Origin of the sequence: Pseudomonas sp. NPDC085632, from assembly GCF_044541255.1 — a bacterium.
Classification (GTDB): domain Bacteria; phylum Pseudomonadota; class Gammaproteobacteria; order Pseudomonadales; family Pseudomonadaceae; genus Aquipseudomonas.
The window spans coordinates 1-12,835 of record NZ_JBITSX010000006.1; the positions used below are offsets into that span (position 1 = coordinate 1).

Below are 12,835 nucleotides of genomic sequence, written 5' to 3' on the forward strand. Positions count from 1 at the left end.
CGCGTTGAAGACGCGCGCAACGTTCTGAAAGAAGGCCAGGAAGTAGAAGCCAAGATCATCAGCGTTGACCGCAAGAGCCGCGTGATCCAGCTCTCCATCAAGTCGAAAGACGATGCTGAAGAGAAAGAAGCTATCCAAAGCCTGAAGGCTGAAGAAGCTCCTACTGGCGACACCACCATGGCGGCACTGCTGCGCCAGGCAATGGCCAAACAGAACTAAGTTCTGCTTGATCATGAAAAAGGGCGACTTCGGTCGCCCTTTTTTGTGCCTGCGATTTAGGGTTCGCGGCTTGCATGAGGGTTTGGTGAAACCAATCTGGCTTCCGGGCGGTCCGATTCTTTAATCGGATCAATCGCCTATTCACGACTAAGCTTGGTCTTAAGCGTGTAGTCGTCGGGCAGTTGCCTGGCATAAGGAAGTGGATGAACAAGTTTATTGTCCTCATGGCTGTACTGGTTCTGACTGGCTGTACGACCAGTGCCAAGACTCATGCCGTGCGCGGTGTCAGTGGTATAGAGGTCGACTGCTCCGGGTTGGGCTCCGGCTGGGAGAAGTGCCAAAAGCGCGCAGCGAAGGAGTGCAAGGGGGCGGGGTACAAGGTGATCACCCGATCGGATGATGCCAAGGATGAAGATGAGTTTCCTTTTGGCTTCAACCCGGCAGGCTACGTGACGCGCACCATGCTGGTGATATGCCGTTAAGTATGCGGTGCCCTGTATGTTGCTGCGATGCCCTGAAAACGGGCGTTTCGACGCGATGGAAGATATGTCAATCCCTGGGCTGTTCAAAATCTTCCGGGCGTGCTAAAACCTTTCAAGCGCTGATCTAGCTGCTTGAAAAAGAAGGGAAAAATATGACGAAGTCGGAGTTGATCGAACGAATTGTCACCCATCAAGGGCTGCTCTCATCCAAGGATGTGGAGCTGGCCATCAAGACCATGCTTGAGCAAATGTCCCAATGCCTTGCCACCGGTGATCGCATCGAGATCCGTGGGTTTGGCAGCTTCTCCCTGCACTACCGTGCGCCGCGCGTCGGTCGTAATCCGAAGACCGGCCAATCCGTCAGTCTTGACGGTAAATTCGTTCCGCATTTCAAGCCGGGCAAAGAGCTGCGTGATCGGGTAAATGAGGAAGAGGAGGAGGGGGTTTGATCTTCGCTACTTATTATCAGGGAGGCGCAAATGCATAACCTCAAGCGCGTGCTTCTTGGCGTATTTCTTCTGCTGATGGTCCTGATTATTCTGGCGTTTGTGCTTGAGAATCAGCAGTCGGTTTCGCTTTTGTTTCTAGGTTTTTCCGGCCCGCAGTTGCCAGTGTCGCTAGTTGCAGTGTTAGCACTGTTGATCGGCATGTTGATCGGCCCTGTATTGGGCTGGTTTCTGGGGCGTTCGTCCAGAGCCGCACGCAAGCGACTGGTCTGAAAACGACAGGCGCAGGGCATCTGTCGAAATTGCGCCTCAGTCTGTCTTTATCCATTAGTAAAACCATCATTAAGCTGTAAAATGCTCCCCTTGTTCGATCGTGCCTTAATGCATGTCGATTCAGACTGACTCTGACGGATGCCAATTGCGACTGGCCTCTGCATTCATGGATTAGATGGCGCTCAGTGGCAGCGCTATCCGCAGCTCAAGGGTATCGTTTCGCGTGAAAATTCTAGTTACCGGCGGCGCCGGCTTTATTGGCTCGGCAGTCATCCGTCACATCATCTCCAATACGTCCGATGCTGTCGTTAACGTCGATAAGCTGACTTACGCCGGTAATCTGGAGTCACTGGCAGAAGTCAGCCAGAATTCGCGCTATGCATTTGAACGCGTCGATATCTGTGATCGTGATCAGATCGACCGTGTCCTGCGTGAACACCAACCAGATGCAATCATGCACCTGGCCGCAGAATCCCACGTTGATCGCTCGATCTCCGGTCCGTCCGAGTTCATCCAGACCAATATCATCGGCACGTACACGCTGCTTGAAGCTGCCCGCCACTACTGGGCCGCGCTGGATGATGCGCGTAAAGCCAGTTTCCGCTTTCACCATATTTCGACTGACGAAGTTTACGGAGACCTCGAAGGTCCGGAAGACCTCTTCACCGAAACCACGCCTTACCAGCCAAGTTCGCCTTACTCGGCCAGTAAGGCCAGCTCCGATCACCTGGTTCGTGCCTGGGCCCGTACTTACGGCCTGCCTACCTTAGTGACTAACTGCTCGAACAACTACGGCCCATGCCATTTCCCTGAGAAACTGATCCCGCTGATCATTCTCAATGCGCTGGAAGGCAAGCCTTTGCCGGTTTATGGCAAAGGCAACCAGGTTCGTGACTGGCTGTATGTCGAAGATCACGCGCGCGCGTTGTACAAAGTCGTCACCGAAGGCGTGATCGGTGAGACTTACAACATCGGCGGTCATAACGAAAAACAAAATATCGAAGTGGTGCACACCCTCTGTGCGTTGCTCGATGAATTGCGTCCTGATTCAGCTCACCGTCCGTATGCCAGCCTGATTACTTATGTACAGGATCGTCCTGGCCACGACGTTCGTTATGCAATCGACGCTAGCAAGATTCAGCGAGAACTGGGCTGGACACCGGAAGAGACTTTCGAGACTGGTATTCGCAAGACTGTTGAGTGGTATCTGAATAACACTGAGTGGGTTGAGCACGTGAAGAGCGGTAGCTACCAGCAGTGGATTGATCAGAACTACGCGGATCGTTCGAGCAAAGCATGAAGATCCTTCTTTTAGGAAAGAACGGTCAGGTGGGCTGGGAGCTGCAACGCTCACTGGCGCCGCTTGGAGAACTGGTCGCTCTTGATCGGCATTCCGTTGATGGTCTGAGCGGTGATCTATCTAATCTTGAAACCTTGGGCGCAACGATTCGTCAGGTAAAGCCCGACGTGATCGTTAATGCTGCTGCCTATACGGCGGTTGACAAAGCTGAGTCGGATACTGAGTTGGCAGATCGCGTAAACGGCCTTGCGAGTGGCATTATGGCCAAAGAAGCCGCAGCGTTGGGCGCCTGGCTGGTTCATTACTCAACGGATTACGTCTTCAGTGGCCAAGGCGTGACGCCATGGCAGGAGACGGATGCTGTTGCGCCGGTGAATCATTATGGCTTCAGCAAGTTAGCCGGCGAACAGGCAATTATCGCGTCGGGTTGCAAGTACCTGATCTTCCGCACTAGCTGGGTTTACGGTACGCGCGGCAACAACTTCGCAAAGACAATGCTACGGCTGGCGAAGGACCGCGAAACGTTGAGCGTGATTGCGGATCAGATCGGTGCTCCTACAGGTGCGGATCTGATCGCTGACGTTACGGCGTTGGCTATTCAGCAAATCATCAAGCGTCCAGAACTGGCTGGTCTCTATCATTTGGCCTCAGCTGGTGAAGTGTCCTGGCATGGATATGCCAGTCACGTAATTGACTTCGCAAAAGTCCAAGGCGAGGAGTTGGCTGTGACGACGGTCAACGCCATCGAAACAACTGCTTATCCGACACCTGCGCGCCGCCCTCTGAATTCCCGATTGAATACTCAGAAGCTGCGCGACAATTTTTCTCTGCACTTGCCGGATTGGCAAAGTGGTGTAACCCGAATGCTTATGGAAGTTCTGAACAGATGAACACGACAAATCGTAAAGGCATTATTCTCGCTGGTGGTTCGGGCACCCGTCTACACCCGCTGACGCTGGGTGTTTCCAAGCAAATGCTGCCGATCTATGACAAGCCGATGATTTTCTATCCCCTGTCGGTTTTGATGCTGGCGGGGATGCGCGAAATACTGATCATTTCCACCCCTGAAGACTTGCCGTTGTTTCGCAAGTTGCTGGGCGACGGCAGTCTGTATGGCATCCAATTGACCTATGCAGAGCAACCTACTCCGGATGGACTGGCTCAGGCTTTCATTATCGGTGAAGAGTTCATTGGTCAGGATCCTTGCTGCCTGATCCTCGGCGACAATATTTTCTATGGCCAACATTTCTCGGACAATTTGCGTTCGGCTACAGAACAGAAGAACGGTGCGACCGTCTTTGGCTATCATGTTTCTGATCCCGAGCGTTTCGGTGTTGTAGAGTTCGACGCCTCAGGCCGAGCGCTCAGCATTGAAGAGAAACCGCTGAAACCCAAATCCAACTACGCAGTAACAGGTCTTTATTTCTACGACAACGAAGTTGTGGAAATAGCCAAGAACATCAAGCCTTCCGAACGTGGTGAGCTGGAAATTACTGACGTGAACCGTGTTTATCTTGAGCGCAAGTCTCTCAGTGTCGAGATGCTTGGCCGTGGTTTCGCTTGGCTCGACACGGGCACTCACGATTCTTTGCTCGAGGCCAGTCACTTTGTACACACTATCGAACAGCGCCAAGGTCTGAAGGTTGCGTGCCTGGAAGAGATCGCTTTCCACAACGGTTGGATTTCCGCCGAGCAGTTGGGTGAACAAGCCGACGCGCTGAAGAAAACTGGCTACGGTCAGTATCTTCAGAAACTGCTGGACTCACCTTCCCACTGATTCGAACGCCAGATCCCGTCGAACATCAGCGTTTTTCAGTGCAAGCAGGAATGGCATGCCAGTAAAACATCCCAAGGTTGCAGTTTTGCTGGCTGCTTATAATGGCATGCAGTGGATCGAGGAGCAGTTGGCCTCGATTCTCCACCAGTCAGCTGTTGATGTAACCGTTTATATAAGTATCGACCCCTCCACCGACGGTACAGAAGCGTGGTGTGCGGTTTACGCTTCTAAGCACCCTCAAGTTCGGGTCTTGCCGCCAGCGGGCAGTTTTGGTGGGGCATCTCGTAATTTTTTCCGACTCATCCGCGATGTCGAGTTTGAAACCTTCGATTTCGTTGCCTTTGCCGATCAGGATGATATTTGGCACGTAGACAAGCTTCAGCGTGCGACTCATGCCATCCACAGTCGTCAAGTCGACGCCTATTCCAGTAATGTCACGGCTTTTTGGCCAGATGGAAAAACCCATTTGCTGAATAAAGCGCAGCTTCAGGTTGAGTGGGACTTTCTGTTTGAGGCGGCGGGGCCTGGTTGTACTTACGTAATGAGCAAAAAACTCGTGGATTCATTGAAGGTGTCAATGATCGATAATTGGCGTCTATTACAAGATGTCAGTCTGCACGATTGGTATTGCTATTCCTTCGCCCGTAGCCATGGTTTTCTCTGGTACATAGACCCTGAGCCTACCATGGACTATCGCCAGCATGAACGTAATCAGGTAGGCGCGAATAAGGGTTTGGCACCATTGCTTGCCCGTTACAAAACTATTCATGACGGCTGGTGGTTCAATCAGGTGCAATTGATTGTGCAACTGGTTGAGCAGGATAAAGACCCGTTTGTAATGACGTGGCTCAAACTGCGGCGCAGGCAGTTAATTAAACTTTCATTCAGTGCCTGGCGGTGTCGGCGTCGGGTAAGGGACAAGTTTTTTTTCTTTTGTATTTGCTGGGTTACTGCGTTGATTGGGAATAAGGTGCAATGAGTGCCCTGAAGGTATTGGTGACAGGGGCCAGCGGTTTTGTCGGAGAAGCTGTGGTTTTCAGACTGCTGGCGGACAAGAAATTTTGTCCGATCGCAGCATCGCGTGGAGCCACACGGTTAAATGGATTGTGCTCAGTCCAGCCCTTCGATATGAATATGGATGTTTTGCCTGCACTGGATGATGTTCACGTGGTCATTCATGCTGCGGCTCGAGTGCATGTCATGAATGAAACCGCAGAAGATGCTTTGACGGAATTCCGTAAGGTTAACGTTGACGGAACCTTGAGGCTCGCGCGGCGGGCTGCGGAATCGGGAGTCAAACGCTTTATTTTTGTCAGTTCAATCAAAGTCAACGGTGAAGGCTCATTTGCTCCCAGCGTCTATGAAGCAGACGACCAGCCGCATCCCGTGGATCCTTACGGTATCTCCAAGTACGAAGCCGAACAAGCGTTGAAGAAACTACACTCCGAAACCGGGATGGAAGTTGTCATTATTCGGCCTCCCCTGGTTTATGGCCCTGGCGTGAAGGCCAACTTTCAGAACATGATGATGTGGCTTGATAAGGGCATTCCTCTGCCACTTGGATTGATCCGAAATCAGCGAAGTTTTGTAGCAATTGGCAATCTCGTGAATTTGATCGACGTATGCATTGATCACCCCGCAGCGGCCAATCAGACATTTTTAGTAAGTGATGGCGAAGACTTGTCCACGACGCAATTGCTACGACGCCTTTCCCGCGCAATGGGTAGACCCGCGCGACTTGTGCCCGTGCCAGCGTGGCTATTGAAGCTGGCGGCAACGACATTAGGTAAGCAAGCTTTCGCCCAACGACTTTGCGGATCGCTGCAAATTGACATTGGTAAAAATCGAGAATTGCTGGGGTGGACGCCGCCCGTCAGTGTTGACGACGCAATGCGTCAGACCGCTGACCATTATCGGGAAAACGTAAAGAGATGAATGTTTGGTGGCTGTTACTTGCCGTATTCGTATTGTCCTGGGTTTTGACATTGGTGCTGCGCCGATATGCTTTGGCGAAAAGCTTGATGGACATACCCAATGAGCGCAGTTCCCATTCTGTGCCAACACCAAGAGGCGGGGGCGTTGCGATTGTTGCTGCCTTTCTACTTGCCGTACCAATCCTCGCCCATCTGAATTTGCTCAGCCCCACCGCACTCTGGGGTCTATCGGGTTCAGGCTTGCTGATCGCCATTCTCGGGTTCGTTGATGACCACGGGCACATTGCTGCCAGATGGCGATTGATTGGCCATTTTGTCGCTGCCGCCTGGGCCTTGTATTGGCTGAATGGACTGCCTGCGATTTTATTTTGGGGTATAAGCATTGAACCGGGATTGGGCGGGTGCTTTCTCGCGCTGTTTTATATGGTCTGGATGCTCAACCTCTATAATTTCATGGACGGCATAGATGGTTTGGCAAGTGCCGAAGCGATCAGCGCTTGCTTGGGGATGTGTCTGATTTATTACGTCCTTGGAAGCGTTGAGCTGATTTGGGGGCCTCTGATGCTGGCGGCAGCGGTTGCAGGTTTTTTATGGTGGAATTTCCCTCCGGCGAAGATTTTCATGGGCGATGCGGGGAGTGGCTTTCTCGGTATCGTTCTCGCCGTTTTATCTCTTCAAGCAGCCTGGAGCAAGCCTGAGCTGTTATTCAGCTGGATCATCCTGTTGGGCGTTTTCATTGTGGATGCAACATGGACACTGGTGCGGCGTCTGCTCAAAGGTGACAAGGTTTATCAGGCACACAGTTCGCACGCATACCAACATGCCGCCCGACGTGTAGGCCACAAGAACGTTACGCTCACAATTCTGATGATAAATGTGCTGTTTCTGCTGCCGGTATCGATGCTCGTTGCGTTGGGCACATTGAGCGTAATAAAGGCTCTGCTCATTGCATTTGCTCCGCTCATCTATCTCGCGTACCGCTTGGGTGCCGGCAAGGCCTGAATCGCAAGGTATCTGCATCAGGCCGGGGCGTTTTACAATCTCGAAGCAGGCTATCCTCTGGCCGGTCGGTACTGCATTCGAAAATGGTCAGACATCAAAATGACGAGAAATTATGCAGAATAATCTCACTTGCCAACCTATTTCGACGACCAGTCGGGTGCGTGGCGAGCAAAAAAATCAGCGTCCCGTAGTGATCTGGCTGACCGGTCTTAGTGGCTCGGGCAAGTCTTCGCTGGCGGATGCGCTTGAACAAAAACTCATAGCGAATGGCTTTCATACTTATTTGCTTGACGGCGATAACGTACGAATGGGGTTGTGCAAGGACCTTGGATTCGGAGATCAGGATAGAACGGAAAACATCAGGCGGGTGGCGGAAGTAGCCAACCTTTTCCTGGATGCCGGGCTTATTGTGATTACGTCCTTCATATCCCCGTTCCATCGAGATCGTGCACTTGCCCGCAGTGTGATTGGTGACGAGTCTTTTATCGAAGTCTATCTTGATACGCCGCTGAGCGAATGCGAGCGACGCGATCCAAAAGGCCTCTACAGTAGAGCTCGGCAGGGGCTGATCAAGAACTTCACTGGCATCGATTCGCCTTATGAAGTGCCGGATTCTCCTCAAGTTAAAATCGATACCCTGACTCATTCAATAGATGAGGGGGTGGATACCATCATGGCTTACTTGAAACAATGGAATGCCAAGTGAAGCGATTAGTCATCATCGGTGCGGGCTTTAGCGGGGCAGTAACAGCTATTGAGTTTCTCAAGCATGCGCCCAAGGGATCCCAACTCACCATTATCAATCGTTCAGGCAAAATGGCGCGTGGGTTAGCCTATGGAACCAGCAGCCCTGATCACTTGCTGAATGTTCCCGCAGGCAATATGTCTGCACTGGTTGATGATCCCGATTCGTTCCTCGAGTTTTTTCGAAAGTTTGATCCAGAGGCGCATTCCGGAAGTTTTGTTTCGCGAAAAATGTACGGGGCATATCTGAGTGATTTACTCGCTCAAGCCGAAAAAGAGTCTGACGTCCAGTGTTCGCGTTTGACAGGTGAGGTGCTATCGATTGAACCCTCGGGCACCGGAGCCGTTTTAGAACTTCAGACGGGGGAGCGGATTCCTGCGGATCATGTCGTCTTGTCCTTTGGGAATTTTTCACCCGCCAAGCCTCAGGGTTTGCAAAAACTTGATGGCTGCGCAGCCTATGTCGGAGATCCCTGGTCTGCAGTCGCTGCTGATGTTAACCACGAGGCGCCCCGGGTTCTGCTGATCGGAAGTGGTTTGACCGCAGTCGATACGTTGATTTCTTTACGCAGGACGCATCCGGCAGCCAAAATCACTATGGTTTCGCGTCGTGGGTTACTGCCGACCGCACATAGAGAGCGGTTACCTGCGCAAGGATTCGCGACAACGATTTGTGATGATTTGCTTGGCGCTGCTCCCGCTGTTTCTGAATACACTCGGCTGATTCGGCGGGAAGTTGCCCGCTCCCCCGAACACTGGCGCGAAGTTGTCGCCGCGCTGAGGCCGATCACTTCCACTTTGTGGGAACGCCTGCCGACTAACGAGCGAAAACGCTTTTTACGCCACTTGCAACCGCATTGGGATGTCTATCGCCACCGAGTCGCCCCGCAGACTTTCGGCATCTTTCAGGAAGCGCTTGCGGCGTCCACTGCAAGCTCGATCGCCGGACGAATTGTCGCGATTGACTTCGAGGGAGAGAGCGTCTTGGTACATATCAAGCTAAGAGGCACTAATCAGATTGTCGAGCGTCGGTTCGATCAGGTCATTAACTGTACAGGGCCGTGCACGGACATCGGTAAAATTACCGATCCTTTCATTTCTTACTTGTTGAATGAGTCCGTGATCTGCGCTGACGATTTGCACCTCGGCATTAAGGTCGCTAGCAACTACGCGGTGATTGATCGGTCCGGGGAAAGTCTGGAGTGGTTAAGTTATGTCGGTCCTATGCTAAAGGCTCGTTTGTGGGAAGCTACGGCAGTTCCAGAGCTTCGTCAGCATGCCCGGGCTCTGGCGAGTAAAATCGTCAAAAGCTTTTTGATCAATGGAACCGAGGCTTCTTAATAGACTTCCTCCTTACACGTCTAAAGCCCCAACCGTTACACGGTTGGGGCTTTTGCATTGTGTAGGCTCGTTTTCGAGTTTCCCAGATTAAAAAAAAGCCAACAGCATTGTAGGCCATTGGCTTTTTTCAACATTGGCGGAGGCAGCTGTGAGCGTGCGCCATCAACTCAATGATTCAAGCAGGGGAGGGCCGGCAACCGTTTCACCGTGGTGCCGTGCACCTCCTCTGTTCTCAGAAGGTCATTCCTGCACACCGAAACTTGGATTGCCGAGCGTAAAGCGAGTGCACTTATTAAGCGCCTCAACATCCACGCGAACACGTTTAATGTCATCGCCTACCGGCCATTTCGGAACGGTTTTAAGATTGATCAGCGACTGCCCGGTTCGCAACAGCAAACGAGTGCTATGCGCTTCATCATAGTAGGATTGTCCATTTTCCATCCAGAACAACTGTAGTGGAACGGTTGGAGATCCGTCACTACATGTCAGATCGATGTTGAGGTAATCTGCGCCGATCCGTGCATCCTTACTTGAAAATGAGAAGTCGACGTAGGCGTCGTCGCCATTGATTTCGTACTCGTTAACTGACGGGCCGGATTTCAATTGATTGGCTTTGGCCGTCGAAGCAAAACTCCCAACCTGGAAGTTTGCATTTTTAGGTATCACACTGATCACAGGCAAGCTGCTTGACCAAAGTGACGAAAAATCGCGCTCGACTACGGTGAAAAATACGTAGTCCGGCTTCCATTTTTCAACCAGTTCAGTGAAATTGCCATCAGGTCCCGTGGCCACATTCCAGTGAAGTTGGAGCACTTCGCTAAATGTCGCAGCCATCAAGGGAGACATGCTGCTGCCGAATGAATCCCTCAGCCAAAGTACTTTTTTGTTATTGAGTGCACCTTCAGACTTTACAATAAATGCTTTATTGGTAGATCCGATTTCCGTGTTACCACCTTCAAACAGTACTTTTTGGGTGGCGAAGTCAATTCGCTTCGTCTTGATCGGCAGGTTGCCAACGTTGAGGAGTGGCTCGCTATCGGAGAGGCTTGGTGCAAGCCTGAGGAAATTCGCCAAATCACCACCGTGTATCTTCTTGACCTGGGTAACCCCGTACGCCTCTGCTGAAGGCCATTTGATTTCGGGAGAAGCTTTACCAACTACATTGGCAAAAGCCTGAAATGCCAGCCCGGCGCCCAGCGCATTCCAGTGAGTATCTGTCCTGAAGTAAAGATCTTCAGAGTGTGTTTTCTTCGCCGCCAACAGGGTCGGTCGAAGATCAATAAAGCGTCCCGGTTCGGCTTCAGCCAAAAGAGCATCAGTCGGATTGAACGGGGCTGGAATGGCCCATGCTGGCAAATGTTCAGGGTAGATGCTGCTCTTGTCTGGTCCGATCATGATGCGGAAGGCTTTTACGCCTCTATCTGCCAGGTAAGAGTTCCAGCTCTTGGTGGCCGCCACAATTCTCTTCGCTATGACTATGTCCGAATCTGTTGGCGCACGTCGATTATTCGAGAGAGTTTCGTGGTACTTGTCGCCCAGATAAAGCCAGTCATCCTTACCGATAACGACCTGTTTGGAATCTATGCTGATACCGAATGGATAAAGTACTTTTGAAGTCCACTGGGCAACAAAGTCCATGTTGTAAAGAAAGGATTTCTGAGTAAGTTTTATCGCGCTTTTGTTCGGTGCGGTCAGAATGTTGATTGCCGGGATGCACAACAGCACGAGCAAAATTGATGATAGAAAAATAAGTACGCTACGTTTCATGTTGGCGCCATCAAAAGTTGAAGTAGAGGAATACTGAGCTGGTAGCCGCGAGCATGAAACACATCGCTACCGAGAATAGGACTGCACCGTAGGCCAGTCTCCACTTACCGATCACTCCCTTCGCCATTTCAAGCGAGTTCTTTTGGGCAACGATTATGAATGCAGCAATAATCGCGAGGAAAATTGGCAATTGGCCAACTAGCGTTGCGGGCATGATGCTCAATGCAACATCGGACAGCCGGCCTCCCCAGGCCAGATCGGATACCGGTACTGTTGCTGCGGTATGTCCAAATGCTGAACTCACATCAACCATGCCGCTCAGCACGCGCATTGCGTCGTCCATTGTCTTGGCGCGGAAAAATACCCATGTGACGTTCACGAACATAAAGGTCAGAAACCAGCCCAGGATCGGAGACATAGGGCGGCGCAATTGTGACCACAAACGATGAATAACCAACGCTGCGCCGTGCAGAGCTCCCCAGATCACAAACATCCACGTCGCACCGTGCCAGAGGCCGCCAAGCAAGAATGTCGCAAATAGATTGATGTAGGTACGAAACTCGCCAGAGCGATTACCGCCAAAGGGGATATAAAGATAATCTCGCAGAAAATGACTGAGTGTAATGTGCCAGCGCCGCCAGAAATCCTGAATGCTCAGGGCTTTATAAGGCGAGTTGAAGTTGATTGGCAGCCAGATGTTAAAGAGCAGCGATGCCCCGATGGCCATATCGCAATAGCCACTGAAGTCAAAATATAGCTGGAATGTATAAGCCAGGCTGGTTGCCCATGCTTCGAAAAATCCGAGGCTATGGCTGCCATCAAATCCAGCAGTGGCCCAGACGGCGAAACTGTCTGCAATGACTACCTTTTTGAATAGGCCGATTGCAAAGATAAACAAACCCTTGAGTATGTTCGGGTATCTGCGCACCAGGGTCCAGCGTGAAGCAAACTGCGGCATGATCTGGCGGTGGTGTACGATCGGACCGGCAATCAGGTGCGGAAAGAATGTTACGAATAGCGAGTAATTGAGCAGGTCGTACTCTGCTGTTTCACCTCGATAGCTATCCACCAGGTAAACGATCTGGGTAAAGGTAAAGAAGCTGATCGCCAAGGGCAGGAGGATATGCCGAATAGCGTAGTGAGTGCCCAATACGGCGTTAACGTTGTCAATTAGAAAGTCGGTGTACTTGAAGTATCCCAAGAGCACCAGGTTAGCCACGATTCCTGTTGTCAGAACAACCTTTCTGTTAACTGCGTGATGTGTCCTCTTGATGTCATCAAGGGAAGCCTTGTGTGCTTGGGCGAGGCCAGTACCTATCGCGAAGTTGAGGAAGATCGAACCCAAAATGAGAGGGAGGTAATGAACATCCCAGTAGGCATAGAAAAGCAGGCTGACGGCAACCAGCCAGACCTTTCCTGCCACGATTAAACGTCGGTCGTTTAACCAGAAATAGACAAAGAATGAAATGGGCAGAAAAAGCAGAATGAACTGCCACGAGCTGAAAATCATGTCGGTGTATGCCTAATGGAATGATAGGAAAGGCCTGGAA

General features: G+C 51.4%; 14 protein-coding genes. 12 read left to right on the forward strand and 2 right to left on the reverse strand.

Annotation, left to right across the window (positions count from 1 at the left end):
• The 12 genes from ACIF4X_RS07080 to ACIF4X_RS07135 all read left to right on the forward strand — a co-directional run.
• A partial coding sequence (locus ACIF4X_RS07080; protein ID WP_397481535.1) for a S1 RNA-binding domain-containing protein occupies nt 1-219 on the forward strand: 219 nt, incomplete at its 5' end.
• Nucleotides 220-422: 203 nt separating this feature from the next.
• Nucleotides 423-701 carry a hypothetical protein gene (locus tag ACIF4X_RS07085; protein WP_397481537.1) on the forward strand — a complete coding sequence of 93 codons (279 nt, stop codon included), beginning with the start codon at nt 423-425 and terminating at the stop codon, nt 699-701.
• 152 nt (nt 702-853) lie between these two features.
• Nucleotides 854-1,150, forward strand: a complete 297-nt coding sequence (gene ihfB, locus ACIF4X_RS07090) for an integration host factor subunit beta (RefSeq protein ID WP_003189779.1) — start codon at nt 854-856, stop codon at nt 1,148-1,150.
• 30 nt (nt 1,151-1,180) lie between these two features.
• Nucleotides 1,181-1,420, forward strand: a complete 240-nt coding sequence (locus tag ACIF4X_RS07095; RefSeq protein ID WP_397481538.1) for a lipopolysaccharide assembly protein LapA domain-containing protein — start codon at nt 1,181-1,183, stop codon at nt 1,418-1,420.
• 223 nt (nt 1,421-1,643) lie between these two features.
• The gene (rfbB, locus tag ACIF4X_RS07100) at nt 1,644-2,720 is read left to right on the forward strand and encodes a dTDP-glucose 4,6-dehydratase (protein WP_397481540.1); all 1,077 of its coding nucleotides are present in this window, start codon (nt 1,644-1,646) and stop codon (nt 2,718-2,720) included.
• Nucleotides 2,717-3,610 (forward strand): dTDP-4-dehydrorhamnose reductase, encoded by an 894-nt coding sequence (rfbD, locus tag ACIF4X_RS07105; RefSeq protein ID WP_397481542.1) that lies wholly within the window; start codon nt 2,717-2,719, stop codon nt 3,608-3,610. Before rfbB ends, rfbD begins: the two co-directional genes overlap by 4 nt.
• Complete coding sequence (gene rfbA / locus ACIF4X_RS07110) at nt 3,607-4,497, forward strand: glucose-1-phosphate thymidylyltransferase RfbA (protein ID WP_397481544.1); 891 nt, start codon at nt 3,607-3,609, stop codon at nt 4,495-4,497. Before rfbD ends, rfbA begins: the two co-directional genes overlap by 4 nt.
• Nucleotides 4,498-4,552: 55 nt before the next feature.
• Entirely contained in the window at nt 4,553-5,476 is a 924-nt protein-coding gene (locus tag ACIF4X_RS07115) for a glycosyltransferase (RefSeq protein ID WP_397481545.1), read from the forward strand.
• The gene (locus tag ACIF4X_RS07120) at nt 5,473-6,432 is read left to right on the forward strand and encodes a UDP-glucose 4-epimerase family protein (protein WP_397481547.1); all 960 of its coding nucleotides are present in this window, start codon (nt 5,473-5,475) and stop codon (nt 6,430-6,432) included. The genes ACIF4X_RS07115 and ACIF4X_RS07120 overlap by 4 nt, the downstream gene beginning before the upstream one ends.
• Nucleotides 6,429-7,433 carry a glycosyltransferase family 4 protein gene (locus ACIF4X_RS07125; protein ID WP_397481549.1) on the forward strand — a complete coding sequence of 335 codons (1,005 nt, stop codon included), beginning with the start codon at nt 6,429-6,431 and terminating at the stop codon, nt 7,431-7,433. The genes ACIF4X_RS07120 and ACIF4X_RS07125 overlap by 4 nt, the downstream gene beginning before the upstream one ends.
• A 112-nt stretch (nt 7,434-7,545) precedes the next feature.
• Nucleotides 7,546-8,139: an adenylyl-sulfate kinase gene (gene cysC, locus ACIF4X_RS07130; protein WP_397481551.1), complete on the forward strand. Its 594-nt coding sequence runs from the start codon at nt 7,546-7,548 to the stop codon at nt 8,137-8,139.
• On the forward strand, nt 8,136-9,518 hold the full coding sequence (locus ACIF4X_RS07135) for an FAD/NAD(P)-binding protein (RefSeq protein ID WP_397481553.1): 1,383 nt from the start codon (nt 8,136-8,138) through the stop codon (nt 9,516-9,518). Before cysC ends, ACIF4X_RS07135 begins: the two co-directional genes overlap by 4 nt.
• Nucleotides 9,519-9,758: 240 nt before the next feature.
• Here the strand turns inward: ACIF4X_RS07135 and ACIF4X_RS07140 are convergent, their stop codons facing one another.
• Together ACIF4X_RS07140 and ACIF4X_RS07145 are read right to left on the reverse strand one after the other, a co-directional pair.
• The gene (locus ACIF4X_RS07140; RefSeq protein WP_397481555.1) at nt 9,759-11,285 is read right to left on the reverse strand and encodes a DHHW family protein; all 1,527 of its coding nucleotides are present in this window, start codon (nt 11,283-11,285) and stop codon (nt 9,759-9,761) included.
• Between the two features lie 10 nt (nt 11,286-11,295).
• Nucleotides 11,296-12,795, reverse strand: coding sequence for an MBOAT family O-acyltransferase (locus ACIF4X_RS07145; protein ID WP_397481556.1), 1,500 nt, complete (start codon nt 12,793-12,795; stop codon nt 11,296-11,298).
• Between the last annotated feature and the right edge of the window lie 40 nt (nt 12,796-12,835).

What these genes read in the sequence shown, in the direction of transcription:
- ACIF4X_RS07085 (WP_397481537.1), top strand. Translation starts at nt 423, where the DNA reads ATGAACAAGTTTATTGTCCTCATGGCTGTACTGGTTCTGACTGGCTGT.
- ihfB (WP_003189779.1), top strand. Translation starts at nt 854, where the DNA reads ATGACGAAGTCGGAGTTGATCGAACGAATTGTCACCCATCAAGGGCTG.
- ACIF4X_RS07095 (WP_397481538.1), top strand. Translation starts at nt 1,181, where the DNA reads ATGCATAACCTCAAGCGCGTGCTTCTTGGCGTATTTCTTCTGCTGATG.
- rfbD (WP_397481542.1), top strand. Translation starts at nt 2,717, where the DNA reads ATGAAGATCCTTCTTTTAGGAAAGAACGGTCAGGTGGGCTGGGAGCTG.
- rfbA (WP_397481544.1), top strand. Translation starts at nt 3,607, where the DNA reads ATGAACACGACAAATCGTAAAGGCATTATTCTCGCTGGTGGTTCGGGC.
- ACIF4X_RS07115 (WP_397481545.1), top strand. Translation starts at nt 4,553, where the DNA reads ATGCCAGTAAAACATCCCAAGGTTGCAGTTTTGCTGGCTGCTTATAAT.
- ACIF4X_RS07120 (WP_397481547.1), top strand. Translation starts at nt 5,473, where the DNA reads ATGAGTGCCCTGAAGGTATTGGTGACAGGGGCCAGCGGTTTTGTCGGA.
- ACIF4X_RS07125 (WP_397481549.1), top strand. Translation starts at nt 6,429, where the DNA reads ATGAATGTTTGGTGGCTGTTACTTGCCGTATTCGTATTGTCCTGGGTT.
- cysC (WP_397481551.1), top strand. Translation starts at nt 7,546, where the DNA reads ATGCAGAATAATCTCACTTGCCAACCTATTTCGACGACCAGTCGGGTG.
- ACIF4X_RS07140 (WP_397481555.1), bottom strand. Translation starts at nt 11,285, where the DNA reads ATGAAACGTAGCGTACTTATTTTTCTATCATCAATTTTGCTCGTGCTG.
- ACIF4X_RS07145 (WP_397481556.1), bottom strand. Translation starts at nt 12,795, where the DNA reads ATGATTTTCAGCTCGTGGCAGTTCATTCTGCTTTTTCTGCCCATTTCA.